Source organism: Pseudomonas mandelii, assembly GCF_900106065.1.
GTDB classification, from domain to species: Bacteria; Pseudomonadota; Gammaproteobacteria; order Pseudomonadales; family Pseudomonadaceae; genus Aquipseudomonas; species Aquipseudomonas mandelii.
In genome coordinates this window covers 1,184,781-1,207,524 of sequence record NZ_LT629796.1, presented here as the reverse complement: position 1 = coordinate 1,207,524, position 22,744 = coordinate 1,184,781, and the positions used below count along the sequence as shown (strand labels likewise).

The following is a 22,744-nucleotide window of genomic DNA, read 5'->3' as shown; positions in this document are numbered from 1 at the left end:
TTATGCCGCGCCGTCGAGGAACTGCTCGGCGTAGTGGCAAGCCACCTGGCGGCTGTCGAGCAGGCGCAGGGCCGGCTCTTCGGTGCTGCAGCGCTCGGTCGCGTAAGGGCAGCGCTTGTGGAATGCGCAGCCGGACGGCGGGTTCAGCGGGTTGGGCAGTTCGCCGACGATCTTGATCTTCGGCTTGTTCGGGTCCGGGTGAATGGTCGGGGTGGCCGACAGCAGCGCCTGGGTGTACGGGTGCAGAGGACGCTCGTAGATGTCGTTCTTCGGCCCCATTTCCACCGGGCGGCCGAGGTACATCACCATCACGTCATCGGCGACGTGTTGCACCACCGCCAGGTTGTGGGAGATGAACACGTAGGCGGTGTTGAACTCTTGCTGCAAATCCATGAACAGGTTGAGCACCTGCGCCTGAATCGATACGTCCAGCGCCGAGGTCGGTTCGTCCGCGACCAGCACTTTCGGTTGCAGCATCATCGCGCGAGCGAGGGCGATCCGCTGGCGCTGACCGCCGGAGAACATGTGCGGATAACGCTGATAGTGCTCAGGACGCAAGCCTACCTGCTTCATCATCGCCTGTACTTTCTCGCGACGTTCCGAGGCGCTCAGGCTGGTGTTGATCAGCAGCGGCTCGGCGAGTTGATCACCGACTTTCTGCCGTGGGTTCAACGACGCGTAAGGGCTCTGGAACACCATCTGCACGTCTTTGCGCAGTTGTTTGCGCTGAGCCTTGTCGGCGCCGGCGACTTCCTGCCCGGCGATTTTCAAGGAGCCGGAGGAGGGCTCTTCGATCAGCGTCAGGGCGCGGGCCAGGGTGGATTTGCCGCAGCCCGACTCACCTACAACGGCGAGGGTCTTGCCGGCTTCCAGTTCGAACGACACGCCGTTCAGGGCGCGCACGGTCGCATGGCCCTTGAACAGGCCACGGGACACTTCGTAGTGACGGGTCAGGTCGCGGGCGGTAAGTACGACGGCCATTACGCCACCTCCTGATTCAGCGGGTAGAAGCAGCGGGCGAGGCTGTTGCTTTTCGGGTCCAGGGCTGGACGCTGGGCGCGGCAGCTGTGTTGCACATACGGGCAGCGTGGCGACAGCAGGCAACCCTGCGGACGGTCATAGCGACCGGGAACGATGCCCGGCAACGTGGCCAGGCGCGTGGCACCCAGGCTGTGTTCCGGAATCGCCTTGAGCAGCGCTTCGCTGTAAGGGTGTGCCGGAATGTCGAACAACTGAGGAACCTGACCCACTTCAACCGCCTGGCCGGCGTACATCACGCACACACGCTGAGCGGTTTCGGCCACGACCGCGAGGTCGTGCGTGATCAGCACCAGGCCCATGTTCTGCTCTTTCTGCAACGCCAGCAGCAGGTCCATGATCTGCGCCTGGATCGTTACGTCCAATGCCGTGGTCGGTTCGTCGGCGATCAGCAGTTTCGGTTCGCCGGCAATCGCCATGGCGATTGCAACACGCTGGCTCATACCGCCGGAAAGCTGATGCGGGTAGGCGTCCATACGACTGGCGGCGCCCGGGATTTCCACTTTTTCCAGCAGTTCGATGGCGCGTGCGCGGGCCTGCTTGCCGGACATTTTCAGGTGCAGGCGCAGCACTTCTTCAATCTGGAAGCCGACGGTGTAGCTCGGGTTCAGCGCGGTCATCGGGTCCTGGAAGACCATGGCCAGGTCTTTGCCGACGATTTGCCGACGCTGACGGTTGCTGAGCTTGAGCATGTTCTTGCCGTCGAAATTCAGCGCGTCGGCGGTGACGATCCCCGGGTGCTCGATCAAGCCCATCAGCGCCATCATGGTCACGGATTTACCGGAACCCGACTCGCCAACGATGGCCAGGACTTCGCCCTTGTCCACGGTAATGTCGAGCCCGTCGACCACCGGAACCGCGTTCTTGTCGCCGAAGCGAACGTTGAGATTCTTGATTTCTAACAGTGACATTTGAATCTCCTCAGGCGGCGTTCTTGAGTTTCGGGTCGAGCGCATCGCGCAGACCGTCGCCCATCAAGTTGATTGCCAGCACGCTGAGCAAAATGGTCAAACCAGGCAGACTTACCACCCACCAGGCGCGTTCGATGTAGTCGCGAGCCGAAGCCAGCATGGTGCCCCACTCAGGGGTTGGCGGTTGTACGCCAAGGCCGAGGAAGCCCAGTGCCGCGGCATCGAGAATCGCCGAAGAGAAACTCAGGGTGGCCTGAACGATCAGCGGCGCCATGCAGTTGGGCAGCACGGTGACGAACATCAGGCGTGGCAGACCGGCACCGGCCAGGCGCGCGGCGGTCACATAGTCGCGGTTCAATTCGCCCATCACCGCAGCGCGGGTCAGACGAACATAGGACGGCAACGAAACCACGGCGATGGCAATAATGGTGTTGATCAGGCCAGGGCCGAGGATGGCGACAATCGCCACCGCCAGCAGCAGGGACGGCAGGGCCAGCATGATGTCCATCAGACGCATGATGGTCGGGCCGAGCAGTTTCGGGAAGAAGCCGGCGAACAGGCCTAGAAGGATGCCCGGAATCAGCGACATCACCACCGACGACAAGCCGATCAGCAGGGACAGGCGCGAACCGTTGATCAGGCGCGACAGCAGGTCGCGCCCCAGTTCATCGGTGCCGAGCAGGAACTGGATCTGCCCGCCCTCCAGCCAGGACGGCGGGGTCAACAGGAAGTCACGGTATTGCTCGCTCGGGTTATGCGGAGCAACCCACGGCGCGAAAATCGCGCAGAAAATCACCAGCAGCATGAACATCAGGCCGGCAACGGCGCCTTTGTTCTTGGAAAACGCTTGCCAGAATTCTTTGTACGGGGACGGGTACAGCAGGCTTTGATCGACTGTTACCGCTTGATTTTGAGTTGAAGCTGGAGTGGTCATGGTCATGATGATCTCAGCGCTGGTGACGAATGCGTGGGTTGGCAAAGCCGTAGAGGACGTCCACGACGAAGTTCACCAGAATCACCAGGCAGGCGATTAACAGGATGCCGTTCTGCACCACGGGATAGTCCCGTGCGCCAATGGCTTCGATCAGCCATTTGCCGATGCCGGGCCAGGAGAAGATGGTTTCGGTCAGAACCGCACCGGCCAGCAATGTGCCGACTTGCAGGCCGACCACGGTCAGTACCGGAATCAGCGCGTTGCGCAGGCCGTGAACAAAGACCACGCGCGACGGCGACAGGCCTTTGGCGCGGGCGGTACGGATGTAGTCTTCACGCAGCACTTCGAGCATCGACGAACGGGTCATCCGCGCAATAACGGCCAGCGGGATGGTACCCAGCACGATGGCCGGCAGGATCAGGTGATGCAGGGCATCGAAGAACGCACCGACGTCATCGGCCAGCAGCGTGTCGATGAGCATGAAGCCGGTGCGCGGCTCGATGTCATAGAGCAAGTCGATCCGCCCGGACACCGGGGTCCAGCCCAGGCTCACCGAGAAGAACATGATCAGGATCAGGCCCCACCAGAAGATCGGCATCGAATATCCCGCCAGGGAGATGCCCATCACCCCATGGTCGAACAGGGATCCTCGCTTGAGTGCCGCGATCACCCCGGCCAGGAGGCCCAGGATGCCGGCGAACAGCAGGGCGGCCATGGACAGTTCCAGGGTCGCTGGGAATAGAGAGGTGAACTCGCTCCACACGCTTTCACGGGTACGCAGCGATTCGCCGAGGTCGCCGTGAGCCAGTTTGCCGACGTAGTCCAGGTATTGGGCATACAGCGGTTTGTTCAGACCAAGGCGTTCCATTGCCTGAGCATGCATTTCGGGGTCGACTCGGCGTTCGCCCATCATTACTTCCACGGGGTCGCCTGGAATCATGCGAATCAACGCGAAAGTCAGCAAGGTGATGCCGAAGAACGTGGGGATCAATAACCCCAATCGGCGGGCAATAAAACTAAACATCTTGTGGTGTACCTCATCAGCCGGTTAGGCGTGCCTGGTGTCCCTGGAGTCAGGGACACCGGGAGTTTTCTTATTTACTTCACCTGGGTGGTGGCGAAGTTATTCGTGGTAAGCGGGCTAATGTGATAGCCCTCTACGTTGTTGCGCATTGCAGTAAACATACGGGTGTGCGCCATGCTGATCCATGGCTGGTCCTGATTGAAAACCTCCTGGGCTTGCTCGTAGAGCGCCGCACGTTCCGTCGGGTTCACTTTAGCTCGGGCTTCATCGATCAGCGTCTGGAATTTCTCGTTGCACCAGCGCGCGTAGTTTTCGCCGTTCTTGGCTGCTTCGCAACTCAGCATAGGCGTCAGGAAGTTATCCGGATCGCCGTTATCACCCGCCCATCCGGCGGAAACCATGTCGTGCTCGCCGTTTTTCGCACGTTTGAGCATTTCGCCCCATTCCATGACGCGAATGTCGATCTTGATGCCGACCTTGGCCAGGTCAGCCTGCATCATCTGCGCGCCCAGCATCGGGTTCGGGTTGGTCGGCCCGCCGCCGTTACGGGTGAACAGCGTGAAAACAGTGCCCTCCGGCACGCCCGCTTCCTTGAGCAGGGCGCGAGCCTTGTCCAGATCACGTGGCGGGTTTTTCAGCTCGTGGTTGTAACCCAGCAGGGTGTCCGGGTACGGGTTGACCGCCACTGTTGCGTTGCCTTTGCCGAACAGCGCGTTGACATAAGCCGCCTTGTCGAACGCGATGTCGATGGCCTTACGCACACGCACATCGCTCATGTATTTGTGCGAGGTGTTCATGGCGATGTAGGAAACGGTCATCGCGTTCATCTCATCAACCTTCAGGTTGGTGTCTTTCTTGATGCTCGGGATGTCATCCGGTTTAGGATACAGCGCGACCTGGCACTCGTTGGCCTTGAGTTTTTGCAGGCGCACGTTGTTATCGGTGGCGATGGCCAGGATCAGCGCATCAGCCGGTGGCTTGCCACGGAAGTAGTCCGGGTTGGCCTTGAAGCGAACCTGGGCATCTTTGTTGTAGCGCTGGAACACGAACGGGCCGGTGCCGACCGGTTTGTTGTTCAGGTCGCCGGTCTTGTTGGCCTTGAGCAACTGGTCGGCGTACTCGGCAGAGTAAATCGAGGAGAAGGCCATGGCGACGTCCGCCAGGAACGGCGCTTCGCGACGGGTCAGGGTGAATTTGACGGTGTTGTCGTCAACTTTCTCGACGCTTTTCAGCAGTTCCTTGAAGCCCATGCTTTCAAAGTACGGGAAGCCCACGCTCGACAGTTTGTGCCATGGGTGGTTCGGGTCCAGCTGACGCTGGAAACTCCAGACTACGTCGTCGGCGTTCATGTCGCGGGTCGGCTTGAAGTATTCGGTGGTGTGAAACTTGACGCCTTTACGCAGGTGGAACGTGTAAGTCAGACCGTCCTCGCTGATCTCCCAGGAGTCGGCCAGTGCCGGAATCACTTCAGTGGTGCCGGGCTTGAAGTCGGCCAGACGATTGAAGATGGTTTCGGCCACCGCATCGGCTGTGACTGCAGTCGTGTACTGGACCATGTCGAAGCCTTCCGGACTGGCTTCGGTGCAGACCACCAGGGGTTTGGCCGAGACGCCAACAGCGACACTCAGCAACGCGGCTGCAATGGCCGCACGTAGGGGAAGCATTTTCATCAAGAACCCTCTGCAATCGGTTAAAGGACAAAAGCCGAACGGCCGATTCGTCACTGAATCAGCCGTTCGGCAGGTGTATTACAGAATGTTGAACGGGATGGTGGTCACGAGACGGAACTCGTTGAGGCTGCCATCCGCCTGGTTATCACTGGCGCGGTGAGCGGTGTAGGTCGCGCGGATAGCCGTGGCCTTGAGCGGGCCGCTCTGTACGGCGTACGAAGTACCAATGCCGTATTCATAGTGGGTTTCGCCGTCCATCGACTGCACGCCGTCGTAACCGCCGCCGGCATAGTGAGTACCGTCGATGCCCCAGCCGCGAGCCTGGTAGATGTTGAACTTCAGGCCTGGAATGCCGTATTCAGCCATGTTCAGGCCGTAGGCGATCTGGAAGGATTTCTCGTTCGGGCCGTTGAAGTCCGACAGCAGGGAGTTGGCCAGGTAGATGCCGTTGGTTTCGTGCAGGTAGTCGAAGTACTCGTTACCGTTCACTTCCTGGTACGAGAAGGTCAGGCTGTGGGCCTGGTGAGTCAGGCCCAACGACAGGGAGTAGGTGTCGTTGTCGATTTCGCCCAGCAGCTTTTTGCCTTCGTCGACGGTTTTGTAGTAATTCAGGCCGGTGGTCAGGCTCAGTACCGAGCTGTCACCCAGAACGTGGGTGGCGCCGAAGTAGTACTGGTTCCACAGGTCTTCGGCCTGGGTGCCCCACAGGCTGGTGGTCAGGCTGGCGAACGGCGTGTAGGTGATACCGGCGGTGTTGACGTGATCGGCTTCAGCGGTACCGTCGCCGTATTCGGAACGGAATTTGCGCTGGCTCTGTTCGGTACGCGGCGAGTTACGGTCAAAGGTGGCGATGTCGAAAGTCAGGTTTTCCAACTCTTCGCTGTGCAGACTGACACCCTCGAAGCTCGAAGGCAGTGGACGGTTACCGATGACATCTACTTGCGGGCTGCTGAAGTTCTGGCGACCGGCAGTCAGTGTGGTATTGGAGAAACGCGCCTTGACGTTGGCCAGGCCCAGTTTGCTCCACTGATCAACAGCGTCACCGCCATTTTCAGTCAAAGTACGGTTGTTGCCACGGCCGCCACGACCTGGCTCGGGAGCACCACCGTTACCGGATGCGAGGTCTTTGCGATCGCGGTCCAGAGCAATGGCGTTGTACGCCGCCACTTCGGTGCTGAAACCGACAGTACCCTCGGTGAAGCCCGAGTTGTACTTGATGATCGTGCCTTGAACCCAGTTGATTCGACGGTCAGTCGTACGAGTCTCACCATTTTTACGATAGTTGAGCGTCGCGCCCCGCTTGAACGACTCATTCGCATACCAGTTACGCGTGGAACCGGTGATCGATTGGCCTTCAACAAAGCCGGTGGCTTCGCTTTGGGCGCTTTTCTCTTTCACGGTAACCGGGGTGAAAGCCTGGCTTTGGGTTTCTGCGTAAGCCGAGGCGGTTACGCTGCTGATGGCCAGGGCCAATAACGCGGTGCTGCTCAGTTTCATGGGTGAAGCTCCTTACTTTCTTTTTTTTAATGCCGGTCTTTTTTGGTGATCCGGCTATTTGGTTTAGAACTCATACAAGGCTTCGCAAACGTTTGCTTTATGCCGGATTGGCGAATTACGGCAATACGTTTGCGTGAGGGCGCAATGCGCCCCCAGCGTTCTGGCTAATCGGTTATTGGTCGATACTGACGCCCGAGAACACGTTACGACCGAATGGACTCACCTTGAATCCTTCGATTTTGGCGCTCAACGGCTGGTTAACCGTTGAATGGGCGATAGGCGTGATCGGCACTTGTTGCTTGAGGTAGTGCTGCGCCTGTTTGTAGAGCACGGTGCGCTGGTCGCGGTCGGTGACGACCTTGGCCTGCTTGATGAACTTGTCGTAAGCCGGATCGCACCACATGGAGTAGTTGTTGCCACCAATGGCGTCGCAGCTGTAAAGCGTGCCGAGCCAGTTGTCCGGGTCCCCATTGTCGCCGGTCCAGCCAATCAGGCTGACGTCGTGTTCGCCATTCTTGGTGCGCTTGATGTACTCGCCCCATTCATAGCTGACGATCTTCACTTTGAGGCCGATTTTTGCCCAGTCAGCCTGGAGCATTTCGGCCATCAACTTGGCGTTCGGGTTGTAAGGGCGCTGAACGGGCATCGCCCACAAGGTGATTTCGGTGCCTTCTTTCACGCCGGCAGCCTTGAGCAGTTCCTTGGCTTTTTCCGGGTTGTAGGCAACGTCCTTGATTGTGTCGTCGTAGGACCATTGAGTCGGTGGCATGGCGTTGACGGCCAATTGACCGGCGCCCTGGTAAACGGCGTTGAGAATGCCCTGCTTGTTCACCGCCATGTCCAGCGCCTGACGCACTTCGAGCTGGTCGAAAGGCTTGTGGCGCACGTTGTAGGCGATGTAGCCCAGGTTGAAGCCGGGTTTCTCGATGAGCTTGAGTGCCGGGTCGTTCTTCAACGCGGGAACGTCGGCGGGGCGCGGGCTCAATGTGATCTGGCACTCATTGGCCTTGAGCTTCTGCACCCGCACCGACGCGTCGGTGTTGATCGAGAAGATCAGGTTGTCGAGCTTGACCCGGCTCGGGTCCCAGTACTGCTTGTTGCCGGTGTAGCGGATGTTGGAATCTTTCTGGTAGCTCTTGAAGGCGAACGGGCCAGTGCCGATCGGCTTCTGGTTGATGTCGCTCGGCTTGCCTTCGGCCAGCAGTTTGTCGGCGTATTCGGCGGACAGAATAGCGGCGAAGCTCATGGCGATGTTCTGGATGAACGCGGCGTCGACGCTGTTGAGCGTCATGACCACGGTCAGCGGCCCGGTCTTCTCTACCTTGGCGATGTTCTTGTTCAGGCTCATCCCGTTGAAATACGGGAACTCGGTCGGATAAGCCTTACGGAAAGGTTGTTGCGGATCGAGCATGCGATTGAACGTGAACAGCACGTCATCGGCGTTGAAATCTCGGGTCGGCGTGAAGTACTTGGTCGTGTGAAATTTCACACCTTCGCGTAGGTGAAAGGTGTACTTGAGGCCGTCCTCGGAAATATCCCAGCGAGTGGCCAGGCCGGGTACGACGTTGGTGGCGCCTTTTTCAAACTCTGCCAATCGGTTGTACAACGGCTCGGCGGCATCGTTGTCGGTCGATGTCGTGTACTGCGCAGTGTCGAAGCCAGCCGGGCTGCCTTCGGAGCAGAACACCAGGCTGTTATTGGCGGCCTGGCTGATGGAAGTGGCGGCCAACAGGCCGGTGCCCAGCAATGCGGATAAAACCAAGGTATGGCGCATGACGCTCCCTTTTCTTGTTCTCTAAGTGTCTTCAATGAACCGCCGTCCCGTCCGCGGACGTGGAGGCATCACTGAGTTCAAACCATGCCATGCAGCAAAACCGAGAGCCCACGCATGAACTGGTCAGATCCCGACGGTATGAGCCGTGGGTCCGGCAGTAAATGCGTAGAGTCCGAAAGACTTGTGGGAAAAGGCAACGCATCCGACATCACGATGGTCATCCGTGACGGAATTGGATGTAGGCGTTTTCCTACTTTCTCGGCAGATAAAACAACGGCGACGTTAAATACGTCGCCGTTGCAAAACCTTATTTGCTGACGCTGACGCCGTAGAAGGAGTTCAAGCCAAACGGGCTGATCTTGAAGTCCTGCACGTTGTCGCGCATGGGTTGGAACACCGTCGAGTGAGCGATAGGTGTCATTGGAACAGCGTCTTTGAGGACGTGCTGCGCCTGTTTGTACAGTTCGGTGCGCTTGCCCTGATCGGTCGTGCGCTTGGCCTCTTTGACGATGCCGTCGAACTTCTTGTCGCACCACTTGGAGAAGTTGTTGCCCTGCAGCGAGTCGCAGCCGAACAGCACGTTCAGCCAGTTGTCCGGGTCACCGTTGTCGCCGCTCCAGCCAATCAGCATCGCGCCGTTTTCGCCGCCTTTGGAGCGCTTGATGTACTCGCCCCACTCGTAGGTCACGATCTTGGCCTTGATACCGATCTTGGCCCAGTCGGACTGCAGCATTTCAGCCATCAGTTTGGCGTTCGGGTTGTACGGACGCTGTACCGGCATCGCCCACAGGTTGATCTCGGTGCCTTCCTTGACGCCGGCTTCCTTGAGCAGCTCTTTGGCTTTCTCAGGGTTGTACGGCGCATCCTTGATGGTGGTGTCGTAAGACCACTGGGTTGGCGGCATGGCGTTGACGGCCAGTTGACCAGCACCTTGGTAGACGGAGTCGATGATCTGCTGCTTGTTGACGGCCATGTCCAGTGCCTGACGCACTTTCAATTGAGCCATCGGGTTCGGCTGATCGCTGCCCTTGATCTTGTCCATCACGTTGTAGGCGATGTAACCCAGGTTGAAACCAGCCTGGTTAGGCACCTTCAAGGTCTTGTCTTCTTGCAGCGCCTTCAGGTCGGCCGGACGTGGGAACAGAGTGATCTGGCACTCGTTCTTCTTCAGCTTCTGAATACGCACCGACGGGTCGGTGGTGATGGCGAAGATCAGGTTGTCGATCTTGACGTCGTCAGGCTTCCAGTAGTCCTTGTTCCCGGTGTAGCGGATGTTGGAATCTTTCTGGTAGCTCTTGAATACGAACGGACCGGTGCCGACCGGCTTCTGGTTGATGTCGGCGGCCTTGCCTTCCTTGAGCAGCTGGGCAGCGTACTCGGCGGACTGGACGGAGGCGAAGCTCATGGCCATGTTCTGGATGAACGCGGCATCAACTTCTTTAAGGGTGAACTTGACGGTGTGGTCGTCGACTTTATCGATCTTGGTGATGTTGGTATCCATCCCCATGTCGGTGAAGTACGGGAATTCGGTCGGGTACGCTTTGCGGAACGGGTCGTTCTTGTCAATCATGCGATTGAAGGTGAACAGCACGTCGTCGGCGTTGAACTCACGAGTCGGCTTGAAATACGGGGTGGTGTGGAACTTCACGCCTTCACGCAGGTGGAAGGTGTAAGTCAGGCCATCATCGGAGATGTCCCACTTGGTTGCCAGACCAGGAATCACGGCGGTGCCGCCGCGCTCGAACTGGGTCAGGCGGTTGAACATGGTTTCTGCAGAGGCGTCGAAGTCGGTTCCGGTGGTGTACTGGCCTGGGTCGAAACCGGCCGGGCTGCCTTCGGAGCAGAACACCAGGTTAGTCGCAGCGGATGCGAAAGGTGCGGAGGCTAACAAGCCTGCGCCGACTAAAAACGGAATGACCGCGTGTTTAAGCATGTTGGCCTCATGATTTGTTGTCATTTTTGGAATTAGAGGACGACCTCGTGAGCCGTGCCTGCGGATACTTATGCAGGGGCCATACCCATTGCAAGATCCAGAGCGACCACAGGCGTTAAACGGTGGCACGAACGTACCTTAATGTCGCATATGTATAAATTCATGCGCATTTGACCGTTTGCGCAGGGTTTTTTCGGTGCATCTGGCGCACCGCGACGGGGCAATCGGCACGACTTTCGCACCCGGTTGGAGCGAGGTGTTACTTATTTATACCCATCTTTGAGGGGCGTGGATGAGAGGTGTGGGCGTGAATGAGATTGAGTTGTAGTTGGGTGGGTAGGTGTTTGTTGTTTAAAGGGTTGTTGTGTCTGTGGGGGCAGATTGTTGCGTTACTGTCTGGCAGTGGACATCTGTGGGGATGATTTGGATCCGGAAGGTGATGGAGGCTACGTGGGAGTGGTGGGTAGTACCAAGGGTGCAACCTGTCTGCTGCTTGCGGTAGCACTATTGGCTGTTTTGATCCTTACTTCCAGATGACCCCAGTCCTCTGTAGGAGCGAGGCTTGCCCGCGAAGGCGGCCTGACAGCCGACCTGTCTCTTTCTGTTGCTCCCGATTGATCGTTCCCATGCTCCGCGTGGGAATGCCGCCCGGGAGGCTCCGCGTTCCATTTTTGTGTGTTGAAAGATGTGTAAAAAACACAGCGATTTCCCACGCATTTTTCAGGTTGCCGGGTAGGAAGCAGTGTCTCTAACCTCTGACTGTCGCTGAAGAACTCAGCGAACGGGTGTGAGAACCCGGGAACAGATATGTATGAATCTAGCGCCAGCATCACCATAATTGCCGCCAGCTATACGCTGCCTGTAATGCTCTATGGCGGCTGTGTGCGGGCGGACTTCGGTCCGGCCGGTTCTCTGTTCCCGGCTTTCTCACCCTGCACATAGCTGCCACCACTTTCCGTGTGAGAAACGAAAAGTGATGGCTCCAAAAATGAACAGGGAAAGCAAATGAGCAAAATTGTCCCCGATCCACCCTTCAACACCACAACCCCCACCGCCGAAGCCACCGAAGCCGAAACGCTCCTCAAAGACCGCGAAGCCATAAAACGCGCCCTCGATTACTACCTCGATCCCCCCGATCAATACGCCCCCAAACCCCGCCGTCCCAGCACCATGTTCATGGTCGCCCCGGACATGGACAGCGAAAGTCTCCTGGCACAAGCTTGCGAGTCATTGGCGTCCGCCAGTGTCATGGCCAGTGATTTCGCAGCAAACCTGATCGGCCCGCAGAGAAATACGGTATTGGCGATTCAGCAGATCATCATGCTGGCGGAGTTGGCAGTGAATCGGGCGCTGGATAACGTCGATCCGGCGTAGACCGCGTTATCGTTTTTCGCGAGCAGGCTCGCTCCCACTGGGGGCGAGTGTGTACATGGGTTTTGTGTACGACTCTGATCCCATGTAGGAGTGAGCCTGCTCGCGATGACGGTGGATCAATCACCACAAAATCATCAGACAAACCTGCCGGCTTTCCGCCAGGCAACAAAAAACGGCGATCACTTCAGTGACCGCCGTTTCTGTGTACGGGTTATCGAATCAAGGCATCAACACTTCAATCGCGCCATCTGCCGTCATGCTCACCTGGCTGGTGCCGGCCTCAACCTCTGGCGTCACCGGAGCGCCATCCATGCCGGCCGCTTTCATCATCATCGGCCCACGCATGTACGGCTGTGGATAACCGTTGCTGTTCAGGTTCAGGCTGACGATTTTGTAACCCTTGCCACCCAACGCATCGGTTGCCAGCTGCGCGCGGGCCTTGAAGGCGGTGACAGCTTCTTTAAGCAGCGCATCTTCGCTGGCCTTGCGCGTTGGCGTGGCGATGGCGAAGTCCATGCCACCCATTTTCAGGTCGGTCAGCAGTTCGCCGGTCAGCTTCGACAGTGCGGCGAAGTCGGAGCTTTCCATGCGCAGTTCGGCGCGTTCACGCCAGCCGGTGATTTTCTGGCCCTTGGTGTCGTAGATCGGGTAGCTGTTGCGGCTGCCCTGGCGCAGGGTGACTTCCTTGACTTGTTTGGCCTGGGCCAGCGCTTTGTTCATGGTGGTGCTGACGTCGGCGGCGAGTTTGGCCGGGTCGGTGTTCTGTTCTTCGGTGTAGAGGGTCACGATCATCTGATCGCGGGCCACTTCCTGGCTGACTTCGGCACGCAGGGCGATCTGGTTGTAATGAAGTTCGTCGGCGGCCAGGGCCGGGAGGCTGGCGACGGTGCCAACGCTAAGGGCAAGAAGGGCGGCGCTGCGGCGGAAACTGTGCATGAAAACTCCTTGGAGGTGCGCAGGGGTTAAGGTCCGAGCCTGCGTGAAACCATCAGACTCTAACTTTATTGATCCGGTTCGCACAGTTACAACTTCCATACAGATGGAATGGGGGAGACCGTGTCGAGGCCATTCGCGGGCAAGTCTCGCTCCTACAGGAATGTGTCGTACGCCAATCCTTTGAACGACACATTCCTGTAGGAGCGAGGCTTGCCGGCGAAGGCGTCCTTATAGACGCAGCAGTACTTCCTGCCATGTGGCTGTTTGCCGCACTTTTGCCTGCCAGCCCCCGTGCTTGGTTATACTCCGTGCGATCCGCCTGGAGCGCTCATCAGGAGAGCTCATGCTCGCCCCCGTTCAAATCACTTCCGCCACTCGCCAAAACCTTTGGCGGCTGACCTTCATCCGCACCTTGGTACTCGCCGCTCAGGCTGGTTCCGTGGGCCTGGCCTACTGGTTCGATCTGCTGCCGTTGCCGTGGGTGCAACTGGCGATGACCCTCGGCTGTTCGACGCTGCTGTGCGCGTTCACGGCGGTTCGCCTGCGCACCTCGTGGCCGGTCACCGAGCTGGAATATGCCCTGCAACTGGCCTGTGATCTGTTTATCCACAGTGCCTTGCTGTATTTCTCCGGCGGTTCGACCAACCCGTTCGTTTCCTATTACCTGGTGCCGCTGACCATCGCCGCCGTGACGTTGCCGTGGCGCTATTCGGTGATTCTGTCCGGTATCGCGCTGGCGCTTTATACGTTGTTGCTGGCGCGGTTCTATCCGCTGGAAACCTTCCCCATCGCCCGGGAAAACTTGCAGATCTACGGCATGTGGCTGAGTTTCGCCCTTGCCGCCGCCGTCATCACATTCTTTGCCGCGCGCATGGCCGAAGAGCTGCGCCGCCAGGAAGAACTGCGCGCCATCCGTCGTGAAGAAGGCCTGCGTGACCAGCAATTGCTGGCCGTCGCGACCCAGGCGGCCGGCGCCGCCCATGAGTTGGGCACGCCGTTGGCCACCATGAGCGTGTTGCTCAAGGAAATGCGCCAGGACCATCCCGACCCGCTGTTGCAGGATGATTTAAGCGTGTTGCAAGATCAGGTCAAACTCTGCAAAGAGACCTTGCAGCAACTGGTGCGCGCCGCCGAGGCCAATCGACGCCTGGCAGTGGAAATGCAGGACGTCACCGACTGGCTCGACGAAGCGCTGAACCGCTGGCACTTGATGCGCCCGGAAGCCAGTTACCGTTTCCAACGGCTGGGCCAGGGCACGGTGCCACGCATGGCACCGCCGCCAGACCTGACGCAAGCCTTGCTGAATTTGCTCAACAACGCCGCCGATGCGTGCCCCGAAGGGCTGCAAGTGACGCTGGACTGGAATGCCGAGGACCTGACCATCAGCATTCGCGACCATGGCGCCGGCGTGCCGCTGGCCATTGCCGAACAGATTGGCAAGCCGTTTTTTACCACCAAGGGCAAAGGTTTCGGCCTGGGCCTGTTTTTGAGCAAGGCCAGCGTGACACGCGCCGGCGGCTCAGTGAAACTCTACAGTCATGAGGAAGGCGGCACGCTCACCGAGCTGCGCCTGCCCCGTGTCGCCCGAGGAGACGAACATGAGTGACGAGATCCAAGTTGAAGGCGAAGAACTGCCGCATTTGCTGCTGGTAGACGACGATGCAACCTTTACCCGTGTGATGGCCCGCGCCATGGCCCGCCGTGGTTTTCGCGTCAGCACCGCCGGTTCCGCCGAAGAAGGGCTGACCATCGCCCAGGCCGACATCCCGGATTACGCCGCGCTGGACCTGAAAATGGACGGCGACTCAGGCCTGGTGTTGCTGCCCAAACTGCTCGAACTTGACCCGGAAATGCGCGTGGTGATCCTCACCGGCTACTCGAGCATTGCCACCGCCGTCGAGGCCATCAAGCGCGGCGCTTGCAACTATCTTTGCAAGCCGGCTGACGCTGACGACGTGCTGGCCGCGCTGCTTTCCGAGCATGCTGACCTCGACACCCTGGTGCCAGAAAACCCGATGTCGGTGGACCGCCTGCAATGGGAGCACATCCAGCGCGTACTGACCGAACACGAAGGCAACATCTCCGCCACTGCCCGCGCCTTGGGCATGCACCGCCGCACGCTGCAGCGCAAACTGCAAAAGCGTCCGGTCCGCCGCTGAACGGACGCTGAACGATTAACGCCAGCCCTCGCGATAACCCGAACCGATCATCTATGATCGGTTCGGGTGTGTTCTTTTCTTTATCGAGCCTTTTCCATGAATCAGAACGCTGAGTATTCCGCGGTCAACGATGCTGTGCGCGGGCAGTTTTTTCGCAAAGTCTGGGCGATGACCACGCCGTATTGGCGCAGCGAAGAGAAGGGCAAGGCCTGGACATTGCTGATCGCGGTGATTGCGCTGTCACTGTTCAGCGTGGCGATTTCGGTGTGGGTCAACAGTTGGTACAAGGATTTTTACAACGCCCTGCAAAAGAAGGACGAAGCGGCTTTCTGGCAACTGATTCTGTACTTCTGCGGGATCGCGGCGGTGGCGATTCTCGGCGCGGTGTATCGGCTCTACCTGACGCAGATGCTGACGATTCGCTGGCGGGCCTGGCTCACCGAGCAGCACTTCGCCCGTTGGCTCGGTCATAAAAACTACTACCAACTGGAGCAGGGCGGTTACACCGATAACCCTGACCAGCGGATTTCCGAAGACCTCAATAGCTTCACCTCCAATACGCTGGGCCTGGGGCTGGGCCTGATCCGCAACGTCGTCAGTCTGGTGTCGTTTTCGATCATTCTGTGGGGCGTGTCGGGCAGCATCGAAGTGTTCGGTTTCACCATCCCCGGCTACATGTTCTGGTGCGCTCTGGTTTATGCCGCCGTCGGCAGCTGGCTGACGCACTTGATTGGCCGTCGTTTGATTGGCCTCAACAACAATCAACAACGCTTCGAAGCTGACCTGCGTTTTTCCATGGTGCGAGTTCGCGAGAACGCGGAAAGCATCGCGCTGTACAACGGCGAACCCAATGAAAACCGCCGTCTGAGCGGGCGCTTCGGGCTGGTCTGGCATAACTTCTGGGACATCATGAAAGTGTCCAAGCGCCTGACCTTCTTCACCTCCGGTTATGGCCAGATCGCAATCATTTTCCCGTTTATGGTCGCCGCGCCGCGTTACTTCGCCGGCAAGATCGAGCTTGGCGAGCTGATGCAAATCAACTCCGCGTTCGGCAACGTGCAGGAGAACTTCAGCTGGTTCATCAGCGCCTACCAGGACTTGGCCGCTTGGCGAGCCACCTGTGATCGTCTGCTGAGTTTCCGCCAGGCGATGACCGACAACGAAGAGCGAGCGCCGGCGATTGATGTGCAGAATTCGGGTGCAGCCTTGAAGGTGCACAACCTGGGCCTCGATCTGGCCGACGGTCGTCACTTGCTGACCAACGCCGACATGACCGTGGAGGAGGGCGAGCGCGTCATGCTCAGCGGTCGTTCCGGCAGCGGCAAGTCGACCTTGCTGCGGGCGATGGGGCACCTGTGGCCGGCGGGTCATGGCAGCATTCGTCTGCCGACGGCGCGTTACCTGTTCCTGCCACAAAAGCCGTATCTGCCGATTGGCACGTTGCGCGAGGCACTGAGTTATCCACAGGCCGGCGGGACTTATCCGCACGAGCGGTATGTGCATGTGCTGGAAACTTGCCGCTTGCCGCACCTCGTTGCGCGCCTGGACGAGGCCAATCACTGGCAGCGCATGCTGTCGCCGGGTGAACAGCAACGGCTGGCCTTCGCTCGTGCGCTGCTCTATGCACCACAGTGGTTGTACATGGACGAGGCGACGTCGGCGATGGACGAAGAGGATGAGGCGTCGCTGTATCAGGCCTTGATCGATGAAATACCGGGGTTGAGCATCGTCAGCGTCGGGCATCGCAGCAGTCTGAAGCGTTTCCACCCACGGCATGTGCGCATTGAAAATGGTCATCTGGTGGACCAGACCGTGATCGCATAACACCACAATCCGTGTGGGAACGAGCTTTTGTGGCGAGGGGATTTATCCCCGCTCGGCGACGCAGCCGTCGCAAAACCACTGCACTCGGCATACCTGATGCACCGAGGCTGTGGGTTTTGGGATGGCTGCGCCATCCAGCGGGGATAAATCCCCTCGCCACTGGTTGCTCTTACAAAAGTGGGTGGTGGTGATCGTACAACCGCGTTGAGCTATGATGCGGTTTCAGCCGCAATTTTCGAGACAGACGTTCACCATGGAAAACCCGATCGACGCACCACGCCTCCCTCGCAAGCGCCGCAGCCTCGCACAGGAATTGGTGACGGTGCTGTCCGAGCAGATCCGCGACGGCCACCTCAAACGTGGCGACAAATTGCCCACCGAGTCGGCGATCATGGATGCCCATGGCGTCAGCCGAACCGTGGTTCGCGAAGCAATTTCACGTTTGCAGGCCGCTGGCCAGGTGGAAACCCGTCACGGCATCGGCACCTTCGTGCTCGACACCCCGAGCCCGAGCGGTTTTCGCATCGACCCGGCGACCGTGGTCACCCTGCGTGACGTATTGGCGATTCTGGAACTGCGCATCAGCCTCGAAGTGGAGTCCGCCGGCCTCGCTGCACAGCGCCGCAGCCCGGAACAGTTGGCCTTGATGCGCGCCGCGCTGGACGCCTTGAATGAAAGCGCCGCCCACGCCAGTGATGCCGTGGCGTCCGACTTCCAGTTCCACCTGCAAATCGCCCTGTCGACTGGTAACCGCTACTTCACCGACATCATGACCCACCTGGGCACCAGCATCATTCCGCGCACCCGCCTGAACTCCGCGCGCCTGGCCCATGATGATCAGCAGCACTACATGAGTCGCCTGAGCCGCGAACACGAAGAGATTTACGACGCGATTGCGCGCCAGGATTCGGATGCGGCGCGGGCGGCAATGCGTTTGCATTTGACGAACAGTCGGGAGCGGCTGCGCCACGCGCATGAAGAGGCTGAGGCGCAGCGCTGAGAGTTGCGGTTGGTGGGACCCAGTTTTTTTGTAGCGCTTTTGCTAACGCACCACGATGAGACGAAGGGGGTGTGATTCTTTTTTGATCCCGTCAATTTCTACCTCATACCAAAACTGGCTCTTCGCATTTAAGGGTGTAGCTGATTTCTAAACCCTCCTGACTTCAGCAAGCACCTGGCTATGTAATTGGTTAAATTTCTAAAGCCCAAGGCGGTACCTCGTAAGTGCTCAAGTCGCCCGTTGATAGCTTCTGTTGGACCGTTGCTGGTTCCTGGCCGGTCGAAGTAGGCAAGGATGCTCTCAGCGTATTTTTTCAGCGTTTCCCCCAAGCCTTTCACCTCGATGAGCGCTTTGGGCAAGTCGCTGGCTGTAATGATATTTATGACCTCTTCCATGAGTTTTTTACCACGTTTTCGATCCGGCTCGTTGTAGGCGCTGACCACCCGTTGGTACATGCTCCAGGTGCAATCCACTTCGAGGTGGTGCTCATCTGCAAACAGCTGGAACAGTTGCTTTTTGTTGGCGTCAGACAGGTAGCTGATCCGAGTCAGTAGCGTTCGACGGCTTTTGTAGAGCGGGTCATTTTTACGCCCTCTGCGGCCCAGGATGTCGTGTTGCACACGCCGGCGGCATTCATCCAGCATGTTGCTTGCCCAGCGCACGACATGGAAAGGATCCAGCACGGTTTGGGCTTGAGGCAGGGCTTCTTGCGCTGCAGATTTAAACCCCGTAAAACCGTCCATGGCAATGCTTTCGATCTGGTCACGCCACGATTTGGGGCGACTCTGTAGCCATTGCTTAAAGGCTTGTTTGGAGCGGCCTTCCAGCACATCGAGCAAGCGGGCCGGCCCGTTTTTGTTACGCACGGGCGTAAGGTCAACCACGATGGTGACGTACTTGTCACCACAGCGTGTATGTCGCCAAACATGCTCATCCACGCCCAGCACGGTCACACCGTCAAAACGTGTCGAGTCATTAAAAAGCAGGCGCCGTCCTTCGTTGATAATGGCATTATTAGCGGTGTGCCATGCAACATCAAGCTGGCTCGCAACACGAGATACCGACAGATGATCCAGCACGATGGCAGCTAATGCCCAGCGTATCGCCCCATATGAAAGCTTTGAACGTGGAGGTGCTGCACTGTTTGTATCTTCATGCCAGAAACAGCCGCAAGCACAACGCCAGCGACGGATACGCAGCAGCAATCTGGTTGGTCGTTGTCCGTAAGGTGTGTGAGCAAGATGCCTATCGACAGTACCGCGTGAAACACCAGCAGCCCCGCACTTGGGGCATGGCTCGGGTGCTTTGGTTAAACGACATTCGATGACGGCGCGCTCTGCACAAAGATGTTGTCCAGTGGCAGTCAGGCCGAGGTTATTCAGTTGGCAAAAGCTGGAAAGATCAGGGCTAGAAAAGGTAAGATTGTTCACGTCGGGGGCTTAGTTTTTGTTGGTGTGAGAGCTTACATTTTCTAAGATCCTCGACTCCTTTTCCAGCCGGTCAGATTTTTTCTACACCCTTAAATGCGAAGAGCCCCAAAACTCAGCCGTACTTTTGTTAACGATGGGCTCGAGTGTATACGTGGTGATTTTTGAGATGTGCTGCTCGGTGTCTTTAATATCAATTCCGCCGCGCCATAATTCTTCGTAACCGCTCTCATTGTGAAATTTTATAAAGTATTTGCATCGTTGTCCGCTAGCTTGACCTTTATATTTAACGGCAAGCTTAAATCTAAATTGCTGGATTTCTCCGAAGTTCTTTAGGTAGAGGGTAGTTCCGTCTGTTTCAGGGGCAGTGGGCGCGGCTAGTTCTGGTGATACTGGCGATTTTACAGGTTTTTCCACTTTTGTTAGTTCGACAGTGCTCATGGCGAATCTCCATATATAAAAAGTAATTTTGCGATAACTTATCCGCGACATCAGTTCATCAGATGCTTTTAATGTTGGCTACTGTCAGAATTGACAGTTGCGACCAGGGGTCGTTACGCGCTGGACCGCGCGCGTAGCCCATGACGATCAACAGCGCATGAGTCGCCTGAGCCGTGAGCACGAAGAGATTTACGACGCGATTGTGCGCCAGGATTCAGATGCGGCGCGGGCGGCGATGCGTTTGCATTTGACCAATAGCCGCGAGCGGCTACGCCATGCGCATGAAGAGGCTGAGGCGCAGCGTTAATGCTTTTTATCGCCGATAGCTGAGTTTGTATAAGTCGCAATATTCCAAAGCGCCGGGTTAATCAGGTGATGCACGCGCTATAGAAGATCTCGGTGGCCATAGCGGACAGTAATCTGATTAACAGAACTGTCCGCGTCTCTTATTGTACGAGCCTAAATTCCACCTTAGGGGAGTGTCTCACTTCCCCATCTCTTGTCACAGTGTATTGCACTTCAACACTGGCGCCTTCTGCCAAACCTGTTTCGAAGAAGCTTTTTTCGGCTCCGTATCCGTATGCATCTGATGGAATTTCTATAGTCACTGAATACACGATGGATTTGCCTGTAGAGGTTTTTACAATAAATGCTAATTCATCCCCCTTGTTCGCATCTGCGATGGGTGCCACTGTTATTGAGACTGATCCAATAATTTGGCTAACGCTCAAAACACCTTCTTCAACATTTTTAACTTTTGGGGGCGCCAAGTCGTTCTTTTGTACTGTCATGAATAAAGTCCTTCAACAATAAGTCGAACCATTTTGATAAACGCTCTTTTATAAGCGTTCTAAGGGGCCGGTTCGTTAACTCCTGAGGTGATTAAGTCACCGCAGTTGATGTCGTGCTACTGTCAGAATTTACAGTTCAGACGAACGGTCAGTGTTTTGTGTCGTGTGTTTACCTGTCCCGAGATTTGCGTTCAAAGGCAGGCTCGCTTCCATTTGGGATCTAATCAGTGGAATACCAAAGACTAATGGGTGCGAGCCTGCTCGTGATGGGGCAATCGCCTCAGCCGGTTTTCAGAACTGAACGATCCACCCGTACCGCCAATTCAGTCTTCGCCGATTTAACCTCGAAGGTCACACCCCCCTGCTTATCCACAACTCCGCGGGCAATGGGCACACCCTTGGACAACAACTCCAACGGCGCACCCTCCAGCGATTGCCCTGAAGCCAGTTCCAGTTTCAATTTAATCGTCATCATCAATCTCCTTATCAAGCCACGTTGCCAGTGGGGTTGTAATCCTTGAGCAGCAAGTAAGTACTCCAGCCCCACCAGTCATCGACGGTGGCGGTGTCGTTCAGGTTGTTGACGTCCTTGCGCCGCAGCACCTTGCTGCCTTCAACCCGGAACAACGGTGAAAAGTTGTTCGCAGGATTCAATACGGCTTGCAGATCCGGGGTCTTTTTCAAGGCGCCAAAATTATCGGGAACCGTGACGGTGCCGCTGAGATACGCCGCAAACACTTCATCCGCCGACACCTGCACCGCCTGATTCACCTGGACACGATTGGCGCTGTCGATGGCGTCGAAGTAGCGTTTGTCGCCGTACCCACGCCAGTGATCGCCGGTGCCGTTGCGCACATTGAGGCCGAACTTGCTGTCTTCGTCGTGCATGAAGCGGGTAATCAGTGAGCCCAGATCACTGGGCGTGACCACCGCAGCCAACTGTTTACGCGGCACGCGCAAATGGCCGGCAGAAAACAGGTCGGTCAGGTAGTGATCGGCAAACGCGTTCATCGCGTAGGCCAGTTCCAGCTGCTTTTCATCGTTGCTGCTGTGAGCCTTCACCGCTTGTTGCAGGGCTGCCGTGTGCCCGGAGATATAGGCCAGCAGCGCCCATTCGGCAAAGTGGTCAGCATTATTGGCGGCCAGTTTCAGATAGCGCCCCAAGGGAAACAGCGCCGAGACGAAACTGCCGCCGCCCGTGATTCTGTTCCACTCTTCTGACAACGTATCTCCGAGTGCGTCATACGCCTCGTGAGGCTGTTTGCCGTCTTTGATTGCCTGTTTAACGGCGGCGATTTCCTTCTGCATGACGCCGAGGATCAGCTTGGCTTCGGCATTGGACGCCGGCAGCACCGCCAGCGAGTTGAAGGCATTGGTAAAGCGCTGGACGCGGTCGGCAGGCGTGGCGCCTTCGCTGACTGGTTGATCGGGAATGCCATAAAAGTCACCGCCCAGGGCGACGATCTGACCATATGTCAGCGCCAGTCCATTGGGTAAATGCAGCGCTACCTGCGAGGCGGGCACAGCGGGCGCGTCCTTGATAAAACGCAGCAACGTACCGTCACCGATGGCCGTGTGCTCGCCGCCCTCAAACCTCAGCTGTGGCTTGCCTTTCAAGGCTTTGCCAGGCGTAGCGTTAGTTGTTTGAGGTGCGTCGTGATGTTCGCCGAGCTGCAGCATAAGCGAACTGTTGGCGGTGACGGCGATACCGTCTTCAGTAAAAAGATCGTCCAGGTTCGCGATGATCTGTTCTGGTTTTTCCTGCGGTTGAGCGTGTAGACCTGACATTTCTGGCTCCTTGATATGTCGTCGGTATGATTCAAGATGACTGTATGTATATACAGCTAATCAGAGCTTAGGTGAGAAACTTCCTACGTCAAGAAAATCTTCTTCCGACACAAATTTCCAGGCGCGACGATGAAATGCAGTTGACGGTTATTATTTAAGTTGTACGATGACCTACAACTCGGCCACAGGCTGAACGCTTTTCTCACACAAACGTTGCTACCCA

General features: G+C 57.5%; 19 protein-coding genes and 1 pseudogene. 6 read left to right on the top strand and 14 right to left on the bottom strand.

What is annotated here, in order from left to right; all coding sequences use genetic code 11:
- The 8 genes from BLU63_RS05585 to BLU63_RS05550 all read right to left on the bottom strand — a co-directional run bounded on the left by BLU63_RS05585 (position 1) and on the right by BLU63_RS05550 (position 10,781).
- Complete coding sequence (locus BLU63_RS05585; RefSeq protein WP_010463420.1) at positions 1-981, bottom strand: peptide ABC transporter ATP-binding protein; 981 nt, start codon at positions 979-981, stop codon at positions 1-3.
- Complete coding sequence (locus tag BLU63_RS05580; RefSeq protein ID WP_083375034.1) at positions 981-1,949, bottom strand: ABC transporter ATP-binding protein; 969 nt, start codon at positions 1,947-1,949, stop codon at positions 981-983. Before BLU63_RS05580 ends, BLU63_RS05585 begins: the two co-directional genes overlap by 1 nt.
- A gap of 10 nt (positions 1,950-1,959) precedes the next feature.
- Positions 1,960-2,889 carry an ABC transporter permease subunit gene (locus BLU63_RS05575; RefSeq protein ID WP_370654429.1) on the bottom strand — a complete coding sequence of 310 codons (930 nt, stop codon included), beginning with the start codon at positions 2,887-2,889 and terminating at the stop codon, positions 1,960-1,962.
- 7 nt (positions 2,890-2,896) lie between these two features.
- Positions 2,897-3,907 carry an ABC transporter permease subunit gene (locus BLU63_RS05570; protein ID WP_083375033.1) on the bottom strand — a complete coding sequence of 337 codons (1,011 nt, stop codon included), beginning with the start codon at positions 3,905-3,907 and terminating at the stop codon, positions 2,897-2,899.
- Between the two features lie 74 nt (positions 3,908-3,981).
- Positions 3,982-5,577, bottom strand: a complete 1,596-nt coding sequence (locus BLU63_RS05565; RefSeq protein ID WP_083375032.1) for an ABC transporter substrate-binding protein — start codon at positions 5,575-5,577, stop codon at positions 3,982-3,984.
- A gap of 78 nt (positions 5,578-5,655) precedes the next feature.
- Positions 5,656-7,074 (bottom strand): OprD family porin, encoded by a 1,419-nt coding sequence (locus BLU63_RS05560; protein WP_010463411.1) that lies wholly within the window; start codon positions 7,072-7,074, stop codon positions 5,656-5,658.
- A 172-nt stretch (positions 7,075-7,246) separates the two neighbouring features.
- Positions 7,247-8,848: an ABC transporter substrate-binding protein gene (locus BLU63_RS05555; protein WP_010463409.1), complete on the bottom strand. Its 1,602-nt coding sequence runs from the start codon at positions 8,846-8,848 to the stop codon at positions 7,247-7,249.
- Between the two features lie 307 nt (positions 8,849-9,155).
- Positions 9,156-10,781 (bottom strand): ABC transporter substrate-binding protein, encoded by a 1,626-nt coding sequence (locus tag BLU63_RS05550; RefSeq protein WP_083375031.1) that lies wholly within the window; start codon positions 10,779-10,781, stop codon positions 9,156-9,158.
- Between the two features lie 1,005 nt (positions 10,782-11,786).
- On the opposite strand from BLU63_RS05550, the gene BLU63_RS05545 reads away from it, so the two are divergent.
- Positions 11,787-12,155 carry a DUF6124 family protein gene (locus BLU63_RS05545; RefSeq protein ID WP_083375030.1) on the top strand — a complete coding sequence of 123 codons (369 nt, stop codon included), beginning with the start codon at positions 11,787-11,789 and terminating at the stop codon, positions 12,153-12,155.
- A 219-nt stretch (positions 12,156-12,374) separates the two neighbouring features.
- Here BLU63_RS05545 and BLU63_RS05540 read toward each other — a convergent pair whose 3' ends face one another.
- Positions 12,375-13,091 (bottom strand): SIMPL domain-containing protein, encoded by a 717-nt coding sequence (locus tag BLU63_RS05540; protein ID WP_010463403.1) that lies wholly within the window; start codon positions 13,089-13,091, stop codon positions 12,375-12,377.
- Positions 13,092-13,434: 343 nt separating this feature from the next.
- On the opposite strand from BLU63_RS05540, the gene BLU63_RS05535 reads away from it, so the two are divergent.
- The 4 genes from BLU63_RS05535 to BLU63_RS05520 all read left to right on the top strand — a co-directional run bounded on the left by BLU63_RS05535 (position 13,435) and on the right by BLU63_RS05520 (position 18,074).
- A complete protein-coding gene (locus BLU63_RS05535) occupies positions 13,435-14,697 on the top strand; it encodes an ATP-binding protein (protein WP_010463401.1) in 1,263 nt (420 codons plus the stop codon).
- Complete coding sequence (locus tag BLU63_RS05530) at positions 14,690-15,250, top strand: response regulator transcription factor (protein ID WP_007901386.1); 561 nt, start codon at positions 14,690-14,692, stop codon at positions 15,248-15,250. The genes BLU63_RS05535 and BLU63_RS05530 overlap by 8 nt, the downstream gene beginning before the upstream one ends.
- Positions 15,251-15,346: 96 nt before the next feature.
- Positions 15,347-17,074, top strand: coding sequence for an ABC transporter ATP-binding protein/permease (locus tag BLU63_RS05525; protein WP_083375029.1), 1,728 nt, complete (start codon positions 15,347-15,349; stop codon positions 17,072-17,074).
- Positions 17,075-17,327: 253 nt separating this feature from the next.
- Complete coding sequence (locus BLU63_RS05520) at positions 17,328-18,074, top strand: FadR/GntR family transcriptional regulator (RefSeq protein WP_010463396.1); 747 nt, start codon at positions 17,328-17,330, stop codon at positions 18,072-18,074.
- 128 nt (positions 18,075-18,202) lie between these two features.
- On the opposite strand, the gene BLU63_RS05515 is transcribed toward BLU63_RS05520, so the two are convergent.
- Together BLU63_RS05515 and BLU63_RS05510 are read right to left on the bottom strand one after the other, a co-directional pair.
- Positions 18,203-19,504, bottom strand: coding sequence for an ISL3-like element IS1411 family transposase (locus tag BLU63_RS05515; RefSeq protein ID WP_011920678.1), 1,302 nt, complete (start codon positions 19,502-19,504; stop codon positions 18,203-18,205).
- An 81-nt stretch (positions 19,505-19,585) separates the two neighbouring features.
- On the bottom strand, positions 19,586-19,942 hold the full coding sequence (locus BLU63_RS05510; RefSeq protein ID WP_083375028.1) for a hypothetical protein: 357 nt from the start codon (positions 19,940-19,942) through the stop codon (positions 19,586-19,588).
- Between the two features lie 124 nt (positions 19,943-20,066).
- On the opposite strand from BLU63_RS05510, the pseudogene BLU63_RS05505 reads away from it, so the two are divergent.
- Positions 20,067-20,249: pseudogene (locus tag BLU63_RS05505) on the top strand (FCD domain-containing protein); the annotation flags it as partial.
- A gap of 139 nt (positions 20,250-20,388) precedes the next feature.
- Here the strand turns inward: BLU63_RS05505 and BLU63_RS05500 are convergent.
- The 3 genes from BLU63_RS05500 to BLU63_RS05490 all read right to left on the bottom strand — a co-directional run bounded on the left by BLU63_RS05500 (position 20,389) and on the right by BLU63_RS05490 (position 22,521).
- Complete coding sequence (locus BLU63_RS05500) at positions 20,389-20,733, bottom strand: hypothetical protein (protein ID WP_083375027.1); 345 nt, start codon at positions 20,731-20,733, stop codon at positions 20,389-20,391.
- 280 nt (positions 20,734-21,013) lie between these two features.
- Complete coding sequence (locus BLU63_RS05495; RefSeq protein ID WP_010463387.1) at positions 21,014-21,205, bottom strand: hypothetical protein; 192 nt, start codon at positions 21,203-21,205, stop codon at positions 21,014-21,016.
- A gap of 14 nt (positions 21,206-21,219) precedes the next feature.
- Positions 21,220-22,521, bottom strand: a complete 1,302-nt coding sequence (locus BLU63_RS05490; protein ID WP_083375026.1) for a phospholipase — start codon at positions 22,519-22,521, stop codon at positions 21,220-21,222.
- Positions 22,522-22,744 lie beyond the last annotated feature (223 nt).

Bases quoted from the DNA above. Each gene is read 5' to 3' on its own strand.
- BLU63_RS05565 (WP_083375032.1), bottom strand. From the start codon at position 5,577: ATGAAAATGCTTCCCCTACGTGCGGCCATTGCAGCCGCGTTGCTGAGT.
- BLU63_RS05585 (WP_010463420.1), bottom strand. From the start codon at position 981: ATGGCCGTCGTACTTACCGCCCGCGACCTGACCCGTCACTACGAAGTG.
- BLU63_RS05570 (WP_083375033.1), bottom strand. From the start codon at position 3,907: ATGTTTAGTTTTATTGCCCGCCGATTGGGGTTATTGATCCCCACGTTC.
- BLU63_RS05530 (WP_007901386.1), top strand. From the start codon at position 14,690: ATGAGTGACGAGATCCAAGTTGAAGGCGAAGAACTGCCGCATTTGCTG.
- BLU63_RS05520 (WP_010463396.1), top strand. From the start codon at position 17,328: ATGGAAAACCCGATCGACGCACCACGCCTCCCTCGCAAGCGCCGCAGC.
- BLU63_RS05540 (WP_010463403.1), bottom strand. From the start codon at position 13,091: ATGCACAGTTTCCGCCGCAGCGCCGCCCTTCTTGCCCTTAGCGTTGGC.
- BLU63_RS05495 (WP_010463387.1), bottom strand. From the start codon at position 21,205: ATGACGATTAAATTGAAACTGGAACTGGCTTCAGGGCAATCGCTGGAG.
- BLU63_RS05580 (WP_083375034.1), bottom strand. From the start codon at position 1,949: ATGTCACTGTTAGAAATCAAGAATCTCAACGTTCGCTTCGGCGACAAG.
- BLU63_RS05560 (WP_010463411.1), bottom strand. From the start codon at position 7,074: ATGAAACTGAGCAGCACCGCGTTATTGGCCCTGGCCATCAGCAGCGTA.
- BLU63_RS05550 (WP_083375031.1), bottom strand. From the start codon at position 10,781: ATGCTTAAACACGCGGTCATTCCGTTTTTAGTCGGCGCAGGCTTGTTA.
- BLU63_RS05575 (WP_370654429.1), bottom strand. From the start codon at position 2,889: ATGACCATGACCACTCCAGCTTCAACTCAAAATCAAGCGGTAACAGTC.
- BLU63_RS05545 (WP_083375030.1), top strand. From the start codon at position 11,787: ATGAGCAAAATTGTCCCCGATCCACCCTTCAACACCACAACCCCCACC.
- BLU63_RS05555 (WP_010463409.1), bottom strand. From the start codon at position 8,848: ATGCGCCATACCTTGGTTTTATCCGCATTGCTGGGCACCGGCCTGTTG.
- BLU63_RS05535 (WP_010463401.1), top strand. From the start codon at position 13,435: ATGCTCGCCCCCGTTCAAATCACTTCCGCCACTCGCCAAAACCTTTGG.
- BLU63_RS05525 (WP_083375029.1), top strand. From the start codon at position 15,347: ATGAATCAGAACGCTGAGTATTCCGCGGTCAACGATGCTGTGCGCGGG.
- BLU63_RS05500 (WP_083375027.1), bottom strand. From the start codon at position 20,733: ATGACAGTACAAAAGAACGACTTGGCGCCCCCAAAAGTTAAAAATGTT.
- BLU63_RS05510 (WP_083375028.1), bottom strand. From the start codon at position 19,942: ATGAGCACTGTCGAACTAACAAAAGTGGAAAAACCTGTAAAATCGCCA.
- BLU63_RS05490 (WP_083375026.1), bottom strand. From the start codon at position 22,521: ATGTCAGGTCTACACGCTCAACCGCAGGAAAAACCAGAACAGATCATC.